The sequence below is a fragment of the Georgenia thermotolerans genome, assembly GCF_009193185.1.
Lineage (GTDB): Bacteria > Actinomycetota > Actinomycetes > Actinomycetales > Actinomycetaceae > Georgenia > Georgenia thermotolerans.
Window position 1 is genome coordinate 40,794 of sequence record NZ_VUKF01000003.1, and the last position, 19,037, is coordinate 59,830.

Genomic DNA, 19,037 nt, shown 5'->3' on the forward strand with positions numbered 1-19,037 from the left:
CGTCAGTTCCCCTCGGTCGGCGAGGTCGGTGCAGCCGCGCCGCGCATGACCTCGAGCCAGTGGCGGTAGAAGGCGAGCTGGACGTGCTCCCCGTAGCCGGTGTTGCGGCGCAGCCCCGGGCCGGTCCAGGTCGGGTCGGGCGACTGGTCGACCTCGCTGTTGCGGCCCTGCTGGAAGTTGAACTGCATACCCGCCTTGCGCAGCCAGGGGCTGGCGGCGGCGCGCGGGATGCCCTCCCACGCGACGGTGTCGTCCTGTTCGAAGATGCCCGCCGAGCCGAAGACGAACTCGCCGGTGACGTAGTGCTCCTCGACCTCCTCCTCGGTCATGAAGTCCCACACGAACTGCCAGCTCCACAGCTCTATCTCGCCCGGGCCGACCGGCTGCCACTGGCGGAAGCTCGTGACCACGGACATGGGCCCGCCGGGGACGGCGGGGGTGTTGAACCGGATGAAGCTCAGGTTGGGGAAGATCGTGCCGACGGTGGGCGGCTCGTGGTTGACCACGTGCAGCTGCGCCTCGTCGAGGCCCGAGAGGTCGAAGTGCTGGGTGATCTCGGGCGGGTAGCCCCAGAGCACGTAGCCCGGGTGGATCGCCTTGGTCCAGGCGTGGCCGGTGAAGTTGTGGCCGTTGCCGAACTCGTAGCGGCGGCCGATCTCGCAGGAGGCCTGCAGGCCCTGGGAGACGTGGATCTCCTCGGTGCCCCAGTGCAGCACGTCGAGGTGGTAGACGTCGCCGGAGAAGTTCTCCGCCGCCGTCTTCCAGTCGGCCTTGACCTTGTAGCGGTCCGGCGGCCCGGCCACGCGCATGCCCTTCGGGTGCAGGCCGGCGATGAGGTCGAGCATCCAGCCGGCGCCGCCGAGGTACTCGTCGAGGGTGGGCACGTCGGGGTTGAGCGAGGCGAAGACGAACCCCTGACGGGTGTCGACCCGCGGGGCGCGCATCAGGCTCCAGTCGTCGGGGTCCAGCCGCACGCCGTAGGCGTCCTGGAGGTGCGGGGTGCCGACGAGCTGGCCCTGGTTGTTGTAGGTCCAGCCGTGGTACGGGCACTTGAAGAACCGCGAGTTGCCGCTGTCGGTCTGGCACACCTGGGTGCCGCGGTGGCGGCAGTAGTTGGACAGGACGTTGATGCCGCCCTTGCCGTCGCGGGTGACGATGACCGGGTCGACGCCGATGCGCCGTTGGACGAAGTCGCCGGGGTTGGGGATCTCGCTCTCGTGAGCGACGAACACCCAGTTGTTCGTGAAGATCCGGTCGATCTCGGCGCGGAAGACGGCCTCGTCGTTGAAGATCTCCACGGGCACGAGGTCGTCGGCCAAGCCGGTCTCGACCCGGTCGAGGATCGCGTCGAGGCCCGCGTCGGACGTCGTCGGACGGAAGGGTTCTGTCTGGGTCATGTCCCGCTGTCTCCTTCGACTGGGTGGGAACGGTGGAGCTGGGTGAGGGGTGAGGCAGTGACGTGCGCGGAGGCCGGGAATCAGGTGGTGCACCGGTGCCCGCCCGGGGCCTGCCTGTGAGCGTAAGAGCCGCGCGACATCGCAAAACAGCAATGAATCTGGATAGAGAGCATTGACGCCATCAATCCGCGCCTGCCGAGGGGGGCGGTCGGGTCAGGGCGCCACGACGTCGGCCGACCGCTCGAGGCGGAACGGCTTGTTGAGCTCGGCCTCGATGAACGCGGCCTGGCCGGGCAGGTGCTCGCGCAGATTCATCGCAAATTCCTCGAGCCCGTCGGCGGTGATGGACATCTCCGTGACGAGGATGCCGTGGGAGACGTCCTGGACGAGCTTGGTCCGGCCGAAGCGGGCGGCCGAGACCGCCGCGAGCGAGTCCTCCACCGGGCGGTCGCGTGCCAGCTCGTCGGCGAGGACGACGGCGTCCTCCAGGGCCATCGCGGCACCCTGGGTGAGGTTCGGCGCCGAGGCGTGGGCGGCGTCGCCGAGGACGATCACCCGCCCGACGTGCCACGGCGCCGGCAGGTGCACCTCGCTCAGCGGGCTGTAGACGATGCCCTCGAGCGGGAGGTCCTCGCGCAGCTCGGCGACCAGCCCGCCGTAGCCGGCGAGGCGGCGGCGCAGGAGCTCCCGGAAGTCGGCGGGCTCGTAGCGGGCGTCCTCCGGCTCGGCGGTGACGTGCAGGAGGTACATCTCCTCCCGCGACAACGGGATCACCCCGGTGTTCGACCGGTCGCCGTGAAAGAGCATCGTGTGGGTGACCTCCGCCGGCCGGGGCAGAGTCACCCGCCACACGGCGAACCCGGTGTACTCGGGCTCGTACGCGTCGCCGAAGAGGCGGCGGCGCAGCGGCGAGCGGATGCCGTCGAAGCCGACGACGACGTCGAACCGTGCGGCCCGGCCGTCCGTGAACGTGACGGAGACGCCGTCGCCGTCGTCCACGAGCTCGGCCACGCTGACGCCGTGGACGATCCGGGCGCCGGCGCGACGCGCGGCGCCGAGGAGGATCCGGTGGAGGTCGGCCCGCGCCAGGGCGTTGTTGGGTGGCACCCGGTCGGTGCCGAGCGAGCACGGCGTGACGACGATCGGTCGGCCCTGCCAGTCGAGGTGCTCGTTGCGGTCGTACGGGTAGCCCACCGCCAGGCACTCCTCGAGCACGCCGAGCACGTCGAGGGCCCGCAGGGAGTTGCCTGGCTGGTTGATGCCCACGCCGACGACACGGCTGTCCGGCCGGACCTCGACCACCTCCACGTCGACACCGTGCCGGCCCAGGGCCGCCGCCGCGCCGAGGCCACCGATGCCGGCACCGACCACCAGAGCATTTCGAACGGGCATCATTGCCACCTCCACATCAGGGAATGCCCGGAAGATATGGCGGGACCGCATGGCCGCGGAAACCGATGGTGGTGATACCGGGCATCACCGGGATCGATGTGGGCAAACAAGTACCAGCAACGGCAGTGAATCTCCAGAGGAGTCAGGTGTGTCGCAGAAGCTCGCCAACGTCGACCTCAACGTGCTCGTCGCGCTCGACGCGCTGCTCGCCGAGCGCAGCGTCACGCGTGCCGCCGAGCGGCTGATGATCGGCCAGTCCGCCATGAGCTCGACGCTGGCCCGCCTGCGCCGGATCTTCGACGACCCCCTGCTGGTGCGCCAGGGCCGCGCCCTGCAGCCCACGCCGCTCGCCGAGTCCCTGGCCGCGCCGGTCCGCGAGGCGCTCGCGATCGTGGAGTCGGTCCTCACGGTGCGCACGGACTTCGACCCCACCACCGACCACCGGACGTTCACCATCAGCGCGAGCGACTACATCGCTCTCGTCCTGCTCCGGCCCCTCCTGGAACGGCTCAACGAGACCGCGCCCAACGTGCGGGTGAACATCGTGCCGATCAACCCCGACGGGTTCACCGACGCCCTGCGCCGCAACGAGACCGACCTGTTGATCCTGCCGCGCGAGCTGCTCGGGGCGAACGTGGGCTACCCGCACACCACGCTCTTCTCCGACCGGTACCTCGTCGCCGTCGACCGGGACCACCCCGAGGTCGCGGACGAGATCACCGTCGAGCAGTTCAGCGCGCTGCCGTACCTCGCCTACCGTGCCGGCACCCTGATCGGCCTGCCCGAGACCCAGCTCGACCAGCAGCAGATCCCGCGCAACCTCGAGGTCACCGCCCAGTCCTTCGTCGTGGCGCCCTTCCTGCTCCGCGGCACCGGCCTGATCATGCTCATCCACGAGCACCTGGGCCGCCTGCTCGCCGAGCAGGCCAACCTCCGGCTGCTGGAGCCGCCGATGCCGCTGGTGCCCCTGCAGGAGACGATGATCTGGACCTCGCGCCACACCGCCGACGTCGCCCACCAGTGGCTCCGCGCACGCCTGCTGGAGCTGGCCGGCGAGATCGCCGGGGGAGCGACCTATTGACGAAGTCGATGTTCCGCATCGCAGATATCGGTTTCCCCGATCCGGTCGGGCGCCTCTAGCGTGCGCGGGCAGGAGGGTGCCGGTCGACGTCGACCGCGACGCCCCGCTACCCGCAGAGAGGCGTCGCCGTGTTCGAGATCTTCCCCGACAGGTACGTGTGGAACCTGTCCGCCAACATCGCCCTGAGCAGCGGCGGCGAGATCGCGGAGATCCTCGAGGCGTGCCGCCCGCTCCTCGACGCCGCCGCGCGCGGGGACGCCCCCGGCACCGAGGACTTCTTCGCGTCCTGGTGCGCCGTCGCCGACCGGCAGGTGGAGCTCGCCGACGAGTACGAGGCCGCCGGCCGGCCCCTCAGCGCCGGCACCCGCCTGCGCCGGGCCGCCATCTACTACCAGGTGGCCGAGCGCATGCAGGCGCGTGACTTCGCCCCCCGCCGGCGGGCGTACACCGACGTGCTGGACGCCTTCGAGCGGTCCGTGCGCCTGGGCGGGGAGAACTGCGAGCTCGTCGAGGTGCCGTACGCGGGCACCACGCTCCCGGCGCTGTTCGTCCGCGCCGAGGGCGCCGACGGCCCCGCGCCGGTCATGGTGCACTTCAACGGCCTGGACAGCACCAAGGAGATGATCTACTGGTCCGGCATCGGCCAGGAGCTCGCCCGCCGCGGCGTCTCCACGCTCATGGTCGACCACCCCGGCACCGGCGGGGCGCTGCGCCTGCGTGGCCTGACCGCCTTCCCCGAGAGCGAGCGCTGGGGCGCGGCGTGCGTCGACTACCTCCAGGGACGCGACGACGTCGACCCCGAGCGGATCGGTGTCATGGGCTGGTCGCTCGGCGGCTACTACGCCCCGCGCGCGGCGGCGTTCGAGAAGCGGTTCGCCCTGTGCGTGGCGTGGGGGGCGAACTACAACTGGGGCGAGCTGCAGCGCCGCCGGCGCGAGCGTGAGGGCGAGAACCCCGTCCCGCACTACTGGGAGCACGTCCAGTGGGTCTGGGGCAAGCGCTCCCTCGAGGAGTTTCTGGAGTTCGCGCCGGCCGTCAGCCTGGTCGGCGTCGTCGAGAAGATCACCGTGCCCTTCCTCGTCACGCACGGGGAGAACGACCGCCAGATCCCGCTCGAGTACGCCCACGCCCAGTACGACAACGCCGTCAACAGCCCCAAGCGGGAGCTGAAGATCTTCACGCGCCGGGAGGGCGGCGTCGAGCACGTCAGCGCCGACAACCAGCCCGTCGCCACGAACTTCATCGCCGACTGGGTCTCCGAGACCCTCTGACCTCATCGGTGCGGTCTCCGGGGCTTCATGCCCCGCCGCCCTCCGGTCCCACCGGCCGGGTCGCCACCCCCCCGCGACCCGGCCGGTTGGCACTCGCACGACCCCGGGACGACGACGTCCTGGCGGACCCCCTGACAAGGAGCACTCATGTCGACCACGTCACGACCGACCACGGCCGGCCGGGCCGCCCTCCTCGGTCTCGCCGCGCTCGTCCTCGCCGCCTGCGGCTCTTCCGGCGCCGGCGACGAGACGACGACGCCCGCGGGCGCCGAAGCCACAGCCACGGAAGCGGCCGAGGTCATCCCGATCAAGGTCGGCACCCTGCCCATCGTCGCGACCTCGGCCCTGTGGTACGGCGTCGACAAGGGCATCTTCACGGAGCACGGACTCGACGTCACGGTCGACACCGGGGTCGGCAGCGAGACGATGGTCGCCGCCACCCTCGCCCACGAGGTCGACTTCGTGACCCTGAACTCCGTCTCCCTCATGGTCGCCCTCGACGCCGGCGTGCCGCTGCAGGTCGCCTCCGGCTTCAGCCAGGCGTGGGAGGACGGGGACGAGGACATCTCCGCCGTCCTCACCAGGCCCGACTCCGGCATCACGGACGCGGCCGGTCTCGCCGGGCACACCGTCGCGGTCAACACGCTGAACTCGGCGGGCACCCTCACCATCAGCGAGGCCGTCCGCGCGGCCGGCGGCGACCCGGAGAAGATCCAGTTCGTCGAGATCCGCTACCCCGACATGATCCGCGCCCTCGAGGCCGGCGACGTCGACGCGATCTGGGAGGTCGAGCCGTTCATCACGATCGCCCAGGGCAACGGCGCGCAGATCGCCTCCTGGAACTTCGCCGAGTCGGCGCCGGGCCTGTCCACCCAGGTCATGGTCACCGCCGCCAACCAGGATGCAGAGGTCGTCGAACGCTTCACCGCGGCCCTGTCCGACGCGCTCAAGGCCGCCGAGGCCGACCAGGACGGGCTGCGCCAGGTCCTCGTCGACAAGCTCGAGATGGACCCGGCCCTCGCCGAGCGGGTGCGGATGGACCGGTTCTCGACGGAGATCAACATGGACGCGCTGAAGACCCTCGCCGGCCTCGCGCAGGACGAGGGCCTGGTGTCCAAACCGGTCGACCTGGCGGCGTTCGACAAGGGGTGAGGCGGCGCGCCGTCCATGCCGCACGCCCGCCGCATTGACCGGATCGATCCGCCCCATCCGCCATTGGCTCTTTCCCGGCCGGCGGCGGCGGACCCACAGTTGACACGACCGCTCGAGGACGAGCGGACCTGACTCGTTGCCTGGAGGCACATCCATGGAAAAGCTGCTCTCCCACCTCGCCTACCTCGAGATCGAGAGCCCCGACGTCGAGGCGTCGGCGTCCTTCTACGCCGACAACTTCGGGATGAGGATCGTCGACCGCGTCGACGGCGCCGTCTACCTGCGCTGCTGGGGCGACCACTACCGCTACAGCCTCGTGGTCACCCACGGCCCCCAGCCCCGCCTGAGCCGCATGACCTGGCGGACCGAGAGCCCCGAGGCGCTGGCGGAGGCCGCCCGCCGCGTCGAGGCCGCGGGCGTGAGCGGGCAGTGGGCCGACGCCGGCCACGCGCACGGCCGCGCCTACGACTTCGTCGGCCCCTACGGCCACCCCATGCGGCTGCTGTGGGAGATCGAGCGGTTCGAGGCCGAGCCCGAGCAGGCGTCGATCTTCCCCGACCGTCCCGAGAAGCGCAGCAGCCACGCCGGCGCCCCGCGCTTTCTCGACCACGTGACCGTCGCCAGCACCGACGTCGACGGCTTCGCGGCCTGGTACCGCGACGTGCTCGGCTTCCGGCTCATGGCCCGCACCCAGCTCGACGACACCAACGTCAGCGTCTTCTCCGTGCTTACCACCAACGAGAAGTCCCACGACCTCGGCGTCGTCCTCGACCACTCCACCATGCCCGGCCGCGTCAACCACATCGCGTTCTGGGTGGACACCCACGAGGAGCTGCTCATCAGCGCCGACGTCCTCATGGAGAACGGCACCCCGATGGAGTACGGCCCGGGCGTGCACGGCATCGGGGAGCAGCAGTACCTCTACTTCCGTGAGCCGAGCGGTCTGCGGGTGGAGCTCAACTCCGGCGGCTATCGCAACTACGTCCCGGACTGGGAGCCCAACACCTGGACCCCGGGCAAGGGCGGCATGAACTTCTACCGCAACGCGCCCACCGCGATGTCGATCTACGAGTCCTTCCCGCCGGCGGACGGCCTGACCGCCACCGAGGACGGCGTGCACCCCGACATGGTCGAGGCGCTGACCAACTCCTGAGGGCCGCCTCGCGACGTCCGGCCCCCGCACGCCAGCGGCGTGCGGGGGCCGGGGTCTGGACACCGGCGAACGGGCTCTGCGGCGTGCGGGGGCCTGGGCACCGGCGCCCTATCCTGCGGACAGCACCCGCCGGCAAGGAAAGACGGATGGACCTGCACCGGATCGACCTCAACCTCCTGGTCGCCCTCGACGCCCTGCTCGACGAGCGCAGCGTCACCCGGGCGGCGGACCGGCTGTGCGTGGGCCAGTCGGCCATGAGCGCCACGCTCGCCCGCCTGCGCAGAGTCTTCGGCGACGAGATCCTCGTGCGCCGCGGCCGCAGCCTCGCGCCGACGCCCCTGGCCGAGTCCCTCGTCGTCCCGCTGCGCGACATCATGGCCCGCACCGAGGCCCTGCTCGCCGCCCGGGAGGAGTTCGACCCGGCGACCGCCCGGCGCACCTTCACCGTCACCGCGAACGACTACGTCTCCACGCTGTTCCTGCGCCCGCTGCTCGTGCGCCTCGCCCGGGAGGCCCCGCACGTCGCCTTCGAGGTCAACGCCACCCGGGACGACTACGCCGAGCAGTTCCGCCGGCACCAGACCGACCTCCTCATCATGCCCAAGGAGGTCTTCCCCGAGCACGCGGCCTACCCGCACGAGGTGCTCTTCACCGACCGCTACGTCTGTGCGGTCGACGCCGAGCACCCGGACGTCGGCGAGGAGCTGCCGCTCGCGCAGTTCAGCACCCTGCCCTACCTCGCCGTCAACATCGGCGCCCTGCCCTCCTCGGCCGAGCTGCGGCTGGAGGCCCGCGGCATCCTCCGCGACACCCACCTGACCATCCAGGCCCCGCTGGTCGCCCCGTTCCTCCTGCGCGGCACCCGGATGGTCATGCACATCCAGGAGCGGCTCGGGGAGATGATCCGCGACGAGGCCGGCATCCGCCTCGTGGAGCCGCCGGTGGAGCTCGGCCCCATCACCATGGTGATGATCTGGGGCCGGCACGTCGACGACGACCCCGGGCACCGCTGGCTGCGCCGACGCGCCGCCGAGGTCGCCCGCGACGTCATCCCGACTCATCGATCCAATTGATATCTGGCATCGCCAAGTATTGTTTGAATAGATCGATTCCCTGCTCCTAGAGTCGGCGCATCGGGAATGCACAGACGCATCTCCCCGGCCCTCGACGACGTCCCACCGCCCGTGACGTCGTCCTCACGCCCTCTCTGGGGAGCTTCATGACCACGATCCTTGACGAGCCCGCGCCGGCGACCGAGATCCGCACCGACGGCTGGACCATCGGTACCGACGTCGGCGGCACGTTCACCGACCTGTGGCTGCGTGGCCCGGACGGGCAGTCCATCGTCTGCAAGTCGCCCACCACCGGCGACGTGGTCACCGGCGTCATCGACGCCGTCCACCTCGCCGCCCGCACCATCGGCCTGGCCGCCGAGGAGCTGTGCCGCCAGGTCACCCGATTCGGCCACGGCACCACCGTCGGGCTCAACGCCCTCCTCACCGGCCGCACCGCCAAGGTCGGCCTGGTGACCACCCTCGGCTTCGGCGACGTGCTCGAGATCGGCCGGCTGCGCCGCGGCACCGCCGGCCTGCAGGGCCTGGACCTGGGCAACTACTTCCTGCGCGGGCGCACCGGCCCGCTCGTGTCGCGCGAGCTCGTCGTCGAGGTCACCGAGCGGGTCAACCCCGCGGGCGAGATCGTCACCCCGCTCGACCTCGTCTCTGCCCGTGCTGCCCTGACCGCCCTCGCCGACGAGGGCGTCGAGGCCGTGGCGATCTGCCTGCTGTGGGCCACCGAGAACCCCGCCCACGAGCAGGCCCTCGCCGAGCTGGCAGCGGAGATCCTCCCCGGCGCGTACGTCAGCGCCTCTCACGACGTCGCCCCCGCGGTCGGCGAGTACGCCCGCGCCTCGACCACGGTGGCCAACGCCGCCCTCGGCCCCATCGCCGGCGGCTATCTCGGCCGCCTCGAGGCCGAGCTGCGCGCGCTGGGGATGACCGCCCCCATCATGATGACCACCAGCGCCGGCGGCGTGGTCCCCGCCGCCACGCTCACCGCCACCCCGGTGCGCGGGCTGCTGAGCGGCCCGGCCTCCTGCGTGGTGGCCGGCCAGGCCCTCGGCGTCCGCCTGCGGCAGCGCAACGTCCTGACCCTCGACGTCGGCGGCACCAGCTTCGACGTCGGCGTCGTCGTCGACGGCGCACCGCTGCTGCGCGAGGAGGTCACCTTCGGCGGCGCCGACATGCGCGTGCCCAGCGTCGACATCGCCAGCATCGGCGCCGGCGGCGGCTCCATCGCCGCCGTGCGTGAGGGCGTCCTCACGGTCGGCCCGCGCAGCGCCGGTGCCACCCCCGGGCCCGTCTGCTACGGCAAGGGCGGCACCGAGCCGACCACCACCGACGCCGACCTCGTCCTCGGCGTGCTCGACCCCGACCGGTTCGGCAGCGGCGGCATCCGCCTCGACGTCGACGCCGCCCGCGCGGCCCTGGCCGAGCAGGTCGGCGCCCCGCTCGGCCTGACGGCCGTCGAGGCCGCCCGGGCCGTGCGCGAGGTGTTCGACGCTGCCATGGCCGACCTGCTGCGCGCGGTCACCATCGAGCGCGGTCACGACCCGCGGGAGTTCACCCTCGTCGCCGGCGGCGGGTCCGGGCCCTCCCACGCCTGGAAGCTGTGCCGCGAGCTGGGGCTGACCGGCTTCGTCGTCCCCGCCACCGCCACCGCTCAGTCCGCCTTCGGGGCCGGCACCTCCGACCTGCGCACCACGGCCTCCCGCACCAGCTACCTGCGCCTCTCGCCCGGCCACCAGCCCGAGGAGCACCACGCCGGCGCGCTCGCCGCCGCCCTGGCCGACACCGGCCGGCGCGCCCTCGACGCCATCCCCGACCCCGCCCACGCCGCGGTCACCCACACCGCCGCCGTGCGCTACCGCGGCCAGACCCACCACCTCGACGTCGCCGTCGGGCCCACCCCGGACGTCGCCGCCGTGACCGACCTGCTCGCCCGCTTCGAGGCCGAGTACGACAAGCTCTTCGGAGCGGGCGCCGGGTTCCGGGAGGCCGGCTTCGAGATCCTCTCCGTGCGCGCCGTCGCGGCCCTGCGCTCGGCCACCGTGACCGCGTCGTCCTCCGGTCAGCCCTTCGAGGTCCGGGACGTCCGGCCCGTCGTCTTCGACGACGCCCACGCACCGGCCGAGACAGTCGTCTACGGCTGCGACTGGCCGGCGCCGGACCAGCACCTCGCCGGCCCCGCCCTCATCCAGCTCCCCGGGTGCGTCGTCGTCGTCCCGCCCGGCGGCACCGCCACCACCGACGACGCCGGCACCATCCACGTGAAGGTAGGACAGGCATGAGCACCATCGACGTCCCGACGCAGGCGCCCACCACCGACCCGGTCGTCGCGCAGGTCGTCCGCAGCCGCCTGGTGGCCATCACCGACCAGATGCGCCTGGCGCTGCAGTCCGTCAGCGGCAGCCCCACGGTCACCGAGGCGAGCGACTTCTTCACCGGCCTTTACCTGCCGGACGGGTCCTTCGCCACCATGGGCCACCAGGTCACCTTCGAGGCCCCGCCGGTCGGCGCCCTCATCCGGCACCTGCTCGCTGGCGGCCGCAGGCTGCGCGACGGCGACCGGATCGTCGGGAACGACCCCTTCGTCGGCGCACTGCACCAGAACGACCTGCAGATGTGCGCCCCGCTGTTCGTCGACGGCGAGCTCGTGGCCTGGGCCGGCGTGATGGCCCACGAGACCGACATCGGCGGGATGGACTTCGCGTCCTGGTCCCCCAAGGCCAAGGAGATCTGGCAGGAGGGCCTGCGCATCCCCGCCGTCACCCTGGTCTCCGAGGGCGAGCTGCGCGAGGACGTCCTCGAGATGATCCTGTCCGCCTCCCGGCTGCCCGCCCAGCTCGGCCTCGACATCCGGGCCTTCATCGCCACCCTCAACGTCGCCGCCGAGCGGCTCGTGGAGCTGTGCCACCGGTACGGCACCGACGTGGTCCAGGGCGCCATGGCCGCCATGGTCGACGACGCCGAGACCCGGCTGCGCCGCCGGCTGCTGGAGATGCCCGACGGCGTGGTGCACACCCGCGACTTCCTCGAGCACGACGGCCACACCGACGCGCTCTATGCCGTCGACCTCGTGCTGACGAAGCAGGGGGACCGGCTCACCCTGGACTTCTCAGGCTCCTCGGGGCAGGCTCCCGGCTTCGTCAACTGCTCGCGGGCGGGCCTGGCCGGGGGCGTGGCCGGCGCGCTGATCCCCACGCTCGGCTTCGAGATCCCGTGGAACGACGGGCTGCTGCGCCCGGTGGAGATCGTCGCCCCCGACGGGCTCGTGTGCACCGCGGTCCCGCCGGCGCCGGTGGGCAGCGCCACGGTGGAGACCGTCTGGGTGGTCAGCAACGTCGTCTCCGGTGCGCTCAACCGGCTCCTCGCCGCCACGCCCGCCTACGCCCACCGCGCCCAGGCCGTCAGCAGCGGGACCATGGCCACCTTCAACCTCTCCGGCCGCAACCAGTTCGGCGAGGTGTTCGGGCTGCACCTCATGGACCCCCTCGCGGGCGGCTTCGGCGCCTTCGCCAGCCGCGACGGCCAGGACGCCGCCGGGCCCATCAACGCCCCGTGCCCCTCCATCGCCGACGTCGAGGTCAACGAGCTGGGCACCCCGCTCGTGTACCTCTACCGCCGCCTCGCCCAGGACACCGGCGGCGCGGGCCGGCACCGCGGCGGCATGGGCGCCGAGGTGGCCCTGACCATCTCCGTCCCCGAGGCCGAGGCCCTGGTGATGACGCACGGCGCCGAGGTCCCCAACTCCGCCGGGCTCTCCGGCGGCCTGCCCGGCGGGCTCATCCACCAGTCCTTCGCCCGCGCCATCATGCGCGACGCCACCGAGTCGGCCCGGACGGCCGCGCTGCTGCGCGGGCGCACCGACACCGACCCCCGCTTCACCAACCTCGGTCCCAAGCCCGGCGCCTTCCCCATCACCGGGCAGGACGTCTTCGCCGTGACCTGGCAGGGCGGCGGCGGGATCGGCGACCCGCTCGACCGCGACCCGGCCGCCGTCCTCGCCGACGTGCGCCGCGGCGTCGTCAGCACCCAGGCCGCCCGGGAGACCTACGGCGTCGCCCTCACCCCGTCGGGCAGCGCCCGGGCGACGGGCTGGGACGCGGCGGAGACCGCGCGGCTGCGGCGGCAGGCCCGCGCGCAGCGGCTCGGCGTCGCCACCGACCGGGTGCCGGAGACCTGCCGCAGCCTCGACCCGGCGCTGCCACCCGCGGGCCTGCGCGCGGGGGAGCGGTGGCTGCCGCTGTCGGACCGGCTGCGCGCCATCCGCGGCACCGACGGGACGTGGCGGGTGGGGACCGTCGACGGCGCGCTGCTGGTCACCGGCTCGACCCGGTGGCGCCGAGGCGCCCACCGTGTCGCCCTCGCCCTGCCCGAGCGGGCCGGCGCCACCCTCCACGAGGACCTCGCCGTCACCGGCTGGGCCTGCCCGGTCACCGGTCACCTCCTCGCCGTCGACGTCCACCCGGCCGGCACCGACCCGATCGACGACCTGGACCTGTCCCTGGACGACCGCGCCGCCCGGCTCACGCTCCCCGCCTGATCACTCAACGAAGAGAGGCACCCTCATGGCCAGCACGACCACCGCCGACATCAAGCCCCGCAAGGTCATCGTCACCATCGCCCCCACCGGCGGCATGGCGTCGAAGCAGCAGAACCCCCACCTGCCCACGCAGCCCGAGGAGATCGCCGACGACGTCGCCGCCTGCGTCGAGGCCGGCGCCTCCGTCGCGGCCATCCACGCCCGCCGGCCCGAGGACGACCTGGCCACCTGCAGCGCCGACGTCTACGCCGCGATCAACGAGGCCGTGCGCGCGCGCACCGACGTCGTCATCAACATCTCCACCGGCGGCGGCGTCTCGGGGGACATGATCAAGGAGAACTCCGAGGGCCAGCTGCGGATCGACTTCACCGAGCGGCTGCGCGGCCTCGAGGCCCCCCACGTGGAGATGGCCACCTTCGACGCCGAGTCCTTCGTCATCACCGCCGGCGGGCGCGAGATCGTCAACCTCACCACCCCGGCCCAGTGCGACGAGCTCGCGGCCCGGATGACCGAGCTGGGCATCAAGCCGGAGTGGGAGGTCATGAGCGTGGCTCACATCCTCCAGGACCCCACCCGCCTCATCAACGCCGGGTTCGACACCCAGCCGTACTGGGTCAACGTCGTCCTCGGCCTGGACCGGTCCTTCCAGGGGGCGCTGCCCTACACCCCGCGGATCCTCCAGCAGATGGTCGACGAGCTGCCGGCAGGCGCGGAGCTGTGCGTCTCCGCCGTCGCGGCCAACCAGCTGCCCGCCATCACCCACGCCGTCCTGCTCGGCGGCCACGTGCGCGTCGGCCTGGAGGACAACCTCTACTACCGGCGCGGCCAGCTGGCCACCAACGTCCAGCTCGTCGAGAGGGCGGTGCGCATCATCCGCGAGCTCGGCCACGAGGTCGCCACGCCCGAGGAGGCCCGGCAGATCCTCGGGCTCAAGAGCCTCGCGCCCGCGGCCTCCGCCAACTGACCCCTGGCCTCCGCCCACTGACCCACCGGCCTTCGCCCACCGACCCCTCTCTCCAGCGCGCCGGGCTTCGGCCCGGCACCTCCGCACCGCTGCGGACGAAAGGACTCCCATGCGCCTGTCCCCCGCCGCCCTCGCCGGCGCCGCCGCCCTCCTGCTCGCCGCCTGCGCGTCGTCGGGCACGAACGCCCCGGCCGCGACGTCCCCGGCCGAGACGGCCTCCGGCGTGGCCGGGCAGCTTGCGACGGTCACCGTCGGCGTCATCCCCATCGTCGACACCGCGCCCATCCGGCTGGGCATCGAGGAGGGCATCTTCGCCGAGCACGGCCTCGAGCTGGAGCTGACCGACTCCGGCCAGGGCGGCGCGGCGACCATCCCCGGCGTGGTCAGCGGCCAGTTCCAGTTCGGCTTCTCCAACACCCCGGCACTCATCAGCGCCCACTCCCAGGGGCTCGACCTGCCGATCGTCGCCCCCGGCGCGGCATCGACCGGGGTGGCGGGGGAGGACACGGCCGCCATCGTCGTGCCCGCGGACAGCGACATCACCGACCCGGCCGCCCTCGCCGGCCGGACCGTCGCCGTCAACACGATGAAGAGCGTCGGCGACAGCACCGTGCGCGAGACGGTGGCCAAGGCCGGCGGGGATCCCGACGCGGTGAAGTTCGTCGAGATCGCCTTCCCCGACATGCTCGCCGCGCTGGCGGAGGGCCAGGTGGACGCCGCGTGGGTCGTCGAGCCCTTCTCGACCCTCGCGCAGGGCCAGGGCAACAACGTCCTCGCCTCCAACTACGTCGAGACCAGCCCCACCCTGCTCATCGCCGCCTACTTCACCTCGGCCACGCTCATGAAGTCCGACCCCGACCTCGTCGAGCGGTTCTCCGCCGCGATGAGCGAGGCGCAGGCCTTCGCGCAGGAGCACCCGGACAGGGTCCGCGCCGTCCTCGGCAGCTACATGAAGATCGACCCGGCCGTCGCCGACAAGCTCGTGCTGCCGCGCTTCCCGGACACCGTCGACCGCAAGGACGTCGAGTTCCTCGTCGACTTCGCCCAGCGCCAGGGCATCACCGAGGACACGGTCGACCCCGCCGCCCTGCTGCCCTGACCGCCGCCCGCCCGCGACCCCGTCGCCGTCGGCGCACCCTGATCGGAGAGCCCACATGTCCGCACCCGCGACCACCGGGGCCGCCGTCGCCCCCACCGCCCTGGATGCCCTCTTCGCGCCCTCCGGCGTCATGGTCGTCGGCGCCTCCGCGACGCCGGGCAAGCTCGGCGCCGTCATGGCCGAGTCCCTCGCCGGGTACGACTCGCCGCTGCACCTGGTGAACAGCCGGGGCGAGGGCATGCACCCCAGCGTCGGCGAGGCGCTGGCGGCCGGCGGCGGCGTCGACCTCGCCGTGCTGTGCGTGCCGGCCCCCGCCACGGCGCGGGCGCTGCGCGAGTGCGCCGAGGGCGGCGTGCGTGCCGCGCTCGTCTGTGCTGGCGGGTTCGCCGAGGCCGGCGGGGCGGGGAAGGAGCACCAGCGGGCGGTGGAGCAGGTGGTCCGCGAGACCGGCGTCCGGCTGCTCGGCCCGAACACCTCGGGCTTCTTCGTCCCGGGCCGACGGCTCCTGGCCAGCTTCGTACCGGGGGTCGCCCAGCTCGCCGCCGGGCCGGTGGCCGTCGTCGCGGCCAGCGGCGGCGTCAACCACGCGCTGGCCTTCCGGCTCCAACAGGCCGGCGTCGGCCTCAGCCTCGGCGTGGGGCTGGGCGCCGCGGTCGACGTCGGCGCCGCGGACGTGCTCGAGCACCTCATCACCGACGAGCAGACCCGCGTCGTCGCGCTCCACCTCGAGACAGTCCAGGACGGGCCCGCGCTGCTGTCGGCGGTCCGGCGGCTCTCGGCCGTCAAGCCGGTCGTCGCCCTGGTCGTGGGCCGCAGCGACGTCGCGGAGTTCGCCCGGTCGCACACCGGGGCGCTGGCCACCTCCTGGCGGACCACCCGGGCGGTGCTGCGGCAGGCCGGCGCGGTGCTCGTCGACGACGAGGACGGCCTGGTCGACGCCGTGGCGGGGCTGGCCGGGCGGCGCCTGGCGCCGTCACCCGCGCCCGGCGTCGCCGTCATCACCGGCCAGGCCGGTCCCGGCCTCCTGGTGGCGGACGCCCTGCAGAGCGCCGGCGTCACGCTGCCGCGTCTCACCCTGGCCACCCAGGCCGACATCGCCGAGGTGCTGCCGCCGCTGACCTTCCAGGCCAACCCCGTCGACACCGGCCGCCCCGGGCCCGGCTTCGACCGGGTGGTGGCCGCCGTGGCGCACGACCCCGCGGTGGACGCCGTGGCGATCTACGCGCTGACCGAGCCGGTGGTAGACCTGCCCGCCGCCGTGGCGGCATCGGGCGCAGCCGACAAGGTGCCGGTGCTGCTCGGCGTGGACGGCCCGCCCGCCGACGTCGCCGCAAAGCGCGCCGCCGCAGATGAGGCCGGGATCCCGCTGATCTCCGGGCCGACGGCGCTGGCCCGCGGCGTGGCCGCCCTGGTCGAGGACGCCACGGCACGCCACGCGCGCGCCCAGGAGGCGACCCCGGCGCGGCCGTGGCCCGGCCTGACGGGGCCGTGGGACGAGGTGCGTGGCAAGGAGCTGCTCGAGGCGCTGGGGGTGCCCACCCCGCCACGGCGCCGGTGCCGCGATCGCGCCGAGGCGGTGGAAGCCCTCGACGCGCTCGGCGGGCCGGTGGCCGTCAAGCTGGTCGACGCGGCCGTGCTGCACAAGACCGAGGTCGGCGGCGTCCACCTAGGTGTCCGGAACACCGAGGAGATGGAGCGGGCACTCGACGCGCTCGAGGCGGCCGGTGCGCGCGAGGTCCTGGTCGAGGCCATGGCGGCCCCCGGGGTCGACCTCATCGTGGGGGCACGCCGCGACCCGGTGTTCGGCCCCGTGCTGCTGCTGGGCCTGGGCGGCACGGCGGCCGAGGTCCTCGCCGACGTCGCCATCCGCACCGTCCCGCTGAGCGACCGCGCGGCCGCGGGCATGGTCGACGACCTGCAGGCCCGGCGGCTGCTGTTCGGGCACCGAGGAGGCCCGACGGTCGACCCGGAAGAGCTCGCGAGGGTGCTCACCGCCGTCGGCAACGTGCTGCTGGTCAACCCGGACGTCGCCGAGATCGAGGTCAACCCCCTGCGGCTCACCGCCGACGGGCTGGTGGCCCTCGACGCCGTCGTCATCACCCAGGAGCAGCCCTGACCCCGTTCGCGGGCATGCATGCAGGAGGTCCCGACCCTGGCGCCGCAGAACCTGGCCTTCTAGCATCGAGCAGGTGAGGGCACCACCTGCCCGACGACCCGACCGGCTGTCATGAACAAGGCCCTGCTGGTCGCCGTCGACGACGACCCAGACCTGCTGCGCGACGTCGAGCGGGAGCTGGGCAACCGGTACGCGCGTGACTACGAGGTGCGCTGCCTGGGTTCGCCGGCCGAGGCGCTCGCCATCCTGGAGGCGCTCGCGGCCGCCGGTGAGGACGTCGCGCTCGTGCTCGCCCCCGAGACGCTGGCGGGCCAGCCCGGCACCCGGCTGCTGGCGGAGGTGCGCCGCCTGTTCCCCCAGGCCCAGCGGGTGCTGCTCATCGGGTGGGGCCGGCTCGGCCACCGGGTCACCGGCGAGCTGATCCTCGAGGCGATCAGCACCGGCCAGATGGACCACTACGTCGTGCGACCGGCGCTGCCGCCGGACGAGCAGTTCCACCAGGCCATCTCCAGCTTCCTGCTCAGCTGGGCCGAGGCGCGCCACCGGGTCCCGTACACGACGGACGTCATCGGCGAGACCTGGTCGGGCCGCGCCTACGAGCTGCGCGCGGTGCTGGAACGCTGCGCGATGCCCCACCGGTTCTTCCTGGCCAGCTCCCCGGAGGGGCGCGCCGTCCTGGGCAGCGTGGGCGCGCGGACCCGGCTGCCGGTCCTGGTGATGCCCGACGGGCGGGTGCTCGAGGACCCCAGCGACGTGGACATCGCGCGGACCTCCGGCACCGTCGTCGGCCCCGAGGGCGACGAGTACGACCTCGTGATCGTCGGCTGCGGACCGGCCGGCCTCTCCGCCGGCGTCTACGGCGCCTCGGAGGGGCTGCGCACGCTGATCATCGACTCGGGCAGCATCGGCGGGCAGGCCACCTTCAGCTCCTCCATCCGCAACTACCTCGGCTTCCCCCGGGGCGTCAGCGGCGCGGAGCTGGCCCGCCGGGCCTACGAGCAGGCGTGGGTCTTCGGGGCGCGCTTCGCCTTCATGCACTCGGTCACCTCGCTGCGCCACGACGACGGCACCACCGTCCTGGACCTCGACACCGGCGGGGTGGCGGTCGGACGCGCCGTCGTGCTCGCCACGGGCGCCAGCTACCGCCGCCTGGGCGTCGCACCCCTCGAGGCGCTCCAGGGCGCCGGCGTCTTCTACGGCGCCGCCGCCACGGAGGCGCCGCTGGTGGCGGGGGAGGACGTCTACGTCGTCGGGGGCGCGAACTCCGCGGGGCAGGCCGCCCTGCACCTGGCCCGCTACGCCCGGCGCGTCACCCTCGTCGTGCGCGCCGCCACGCTCGCCGCCGGCATGTCGCACTACCTGGTCCGGCAGGTCGAGGCGGCACCGAACATCGTGGTCCGCACCGGGACCGAGGTGGTCGACGGCGGCGGCGACGGCTGGCTGGAGCACCTCGTGCTGCGCGACCGCGCGGACGGCGCGGAGGAGCGCGTCGCCGCCCACGACCTCTTCCTCATGATCGGGGCCCGCCCGCACACCGCCTGGCTGCCCGACGTGGTCGAGCGCGACCCGCTCGGCTTCGTCATGACCGGGCCGGACGTGAGCGCCGAGGCGAGCCGCACGCTCGGGCGCCCGCCGCTGGCGCTGGAGACCAGCGTCCCCGGGGTCCTGGCCGCCGGGGACGTGCGGCACGGGTCGGCGAAACGCGTCGCCTCCGCCGTCGGCGAGGGCTCCATCGCGATCCGGCTGATCCACCGGCTGCTCGCAGCCGCCCCCTGAGGAGGGCGGCGCGGCCGCGGCGGCGCGAGAAC

The 19,037-nt window shown here is 73.2% G+C and carries 13 protein-coding genes; 11 read left to right on the top strand and 2 right to left on the bottom strand.

The genetic code is table 11. The features are described from left to right. Positions 1-2 precede the first annotated feature (2 nt). Both GD970_RS02065 and GD970_RS02070 read right to left on the bottom strand, forming a co-directional pair. A complete protein-coding gene (locus GD970_RS02065; protein WP_152200191.1) occupies positions 3-1,397 on the bottom strand; it encodes an aromatic ring-hydroxylating oxygenase subunit alpha in 1,395 nt (464 codons plus the stop codon). Positions 1,398-1,610: 213 nt separating this feature from the next. Continuing rightward, a complete protein-coding gene (locus GD970_RS02070; protein WP_170297171.1) occupies positions 1,611-2,792 on the bottom strand; it encodes an FAD-dependent monooxygenase in 1,182 nt (393 codons plus the stop codon). A gap of 145 nt (positions 2,793-2,937) precedes the next feature. Between GD970_RS02070 and GD970_RS02075 the strand changes: the two genes are divergently transcribed. The 11 genes from GD970_RS02075 to GD970_RS02125 all read left to right on the top strand — a co-directional run bounded on the left by GD970_RS02075 (position 2,938) and on the right by GD970_RS02125 (position 19,005). After that, a complete protein-coding gene (locus GD970_RS02075) occupies positions 2,938-3,870 on the top strand; it encodes a LysR family transcriptional regulator (RefSeq protein WP_211489673.1) in 933 nt (310 codons plus the stop codon). A gap of 128 nt (positions 3,871-3,998) precedes the next feature. Next, positions 3,999-5,141 carry an alpha/beta hydrolase family protein gene (locus GD970_RS02080; RefSeq protein ID WP_152200198.1) on the top strand — a complete coding sequence of 381 codons (1,143 nt, stop codon included), beginning with the start codon at positions 3,999-4,001 and terminating at the stop codon, positions 5,139-5,141. Between the two features lie 147 nt (positions 5,142-5,288). Then, positions 5,289-6,293, top strand: a complete 1,005-nt coding sequence (locus GD970_RS02085; RefSeq protein WP_152200200.1) for an ABC transporter substrate-binding protein — start codon at positions 5,289-5,291, stop codon at positions 6,291-6,293. Positions 6,294-6,447: 154 nt separating this feature from the next. After that, complete coding sequence (locus GD970_RS02090) at positions 6,448-7,446, top strand: VOC family protein (RefSeq protein ID WP_152200202.1); 999 nt, start codon at positions 6,448-6,450, stop codon at positions 7,444-7,446. A gap of 146 nt (positions 7,447-7,592) precedes the next feature. Beyond that, the gene (locus GD970_RS02095; RefSeq protein WP_152200204.1) at positions 7,593-8,519 is read left to right on the top strand and encodes a LysR family transcriptional regulator; all 927 of its coding nucleotides are present in this window, start codon (positions 7,593-7,595) and stop codon (positions 8,517-8,519) included. Positions 8,520-8,665: 146 nt separating this feature from the next. Further along, positions 8,666-10,795 carry a hydantoinase/oxoprolinase family protein gene (locus tag GD970_RS02100; protein ID WP_152200206.1) on the top strand — a complete coding sequence of 710 codons (2,130 nt, stop codon included), beginning with the start codon at positions 8,666-8,668 and terminating at the stop codon, positions 10,793-10,795. Continuing rightward, positions 10,792-13,050 carry a hydantoinase B/oxoprolinase family protein gene (locus GD970_RS02105; RefSeq protein WP_152200208.1) on the top strand — a complete coding sequence of 753 codons (2,259 nt, stop codon included), beginning with the start codon at positions 10,792-10,794 and terminating at the stop codon, positions 13,048-13,050. The genes GD970_RS02100 and GD970_RS02105 overlap by 4 nt, the downstream gene beginning before the upstream one ends. Before the next feature lie 25 nt (positions 13,051-13,075). After that, a complete protein-coding gene (locus GD970_RS02110; protein WP_211489674.1) occupies positions 13,076-14,014 on the top strand; it encodes a BKACE family enzyme in 939 nt (312 codons plus the stop codon). A 109-nt stretch (positions 14,015-14,123) separates the two neighbouring features. Next, positions 14,124-15,113, top strand: coding sequence for an ABC transporter substrate-binding protein (locus GD970_RS02115; protein ID WP_152200211.1), 990 nt, complete (start codon positions 14,124-14,126; stop codon positions 15,111-15,113). A 55-nt stretch (positions 15,114-15,168) separates the two neighbouring features. After that, on the top strand, positions 15,169-17,229 hold the full coding sequence (locus GD970_RS02120) for an acetate--CoA ligase family protein (RefSeq protein WP_152200213.1): 2,061 nt from the start codon (positions 15,169-15,171) through the stop codon (positions 17,227-17,229). 111 nt (positions 17,230-17,340) lie between these two features. Further along, a complete protein-coding gene (locus GD970_RS02125) occupies positions 17,341-19,005 on the top strand; it encodes an FAD-dependent oxidoreductase (protein WP_152200215.1) in 1,665 nt (554 codons plus the stop codon). Positions 19,006-19,037 lie beyond the last annotated feature (32 nt).

Bases quoted from the DNA above. Each gene is read 5' to 3' on its own strand.
- GD970_RS02065 (WP_152200191.1), bottom strand. From the start codon at position 1,397: ATGACCCAGACAGAACCCTTCCGTCCGACGACGTCCGACGCGGGCCTC.
- GD970_RS02070 (WP_170297171.1), bottom strand. From the start codon at position 2,792: ATGATGCCCGTTCGAAATGCTCTGGTGGTCGGTGCCGGCATCGGTGGC.
- GD970_RS02085 (WP_152200200.1), top strand. From the start codon at position 5,289: ATGTCGACCACGTCACGACCGACCACGGCCGGCCGGGCCGCCCTCCTC.
- GD970_RS02090 (WP_152200202.1), top strand. From the start codon at position 6,448: ATGGAAAAGCTGCTCTCCCACCTCGCCTACCTCGAGATCGAGAGCCCC.
- GD970_RS02095 (WP_152200204.1), top strand. From the start codon at position 7,593: ATGGACCTGCACCGGATCGACCTCAACCTCCTGGTCGCCCTCGACGCC.
- GD970_RS02100 (WP_152200206.1), top strand. From the start codon at position 8,666: ATGACCACGATCCTTGACGAGCCCGCGCCGGCGACCGAGATCCGCACC.
- GD970_RS02105 (WP_152200208.1), top strand. From the start codon at position 10,792: ATGAGCACCATCGACGTCCCGACGCAGGCGCCCACCACCGACCCGGTC.
- GD970_RS02110 (WP_211489674.1), top strand. From the start codon at position 13,076: ATGGCCAGCACGACCACCGCCGACATCAAGCCCCGCAAGGTCATCGTC.
- GD970_RS02115 (WP_152200211.1), top strand. From the start codon at position 14,124: ATGCGCCTGTCCCCCGCCGCCCTCGCCGGCGCCGCCGCCCTCCTGCTC.
- GD970_RS02120 (WP_152200213.1), top strand. From the start codon at position 15,169: ATGTCCGCACCCGCGACCACCGGGGCCGCCGTCGCCCCCACCGCCCTG.
- GD970_RS02125 (WP_152200215.1), top strand. From the start codon at position 17,341: ATGAACAAGGCCCTGCTGGTCGCCGTCGACGACGACCCAGACCTGCTG.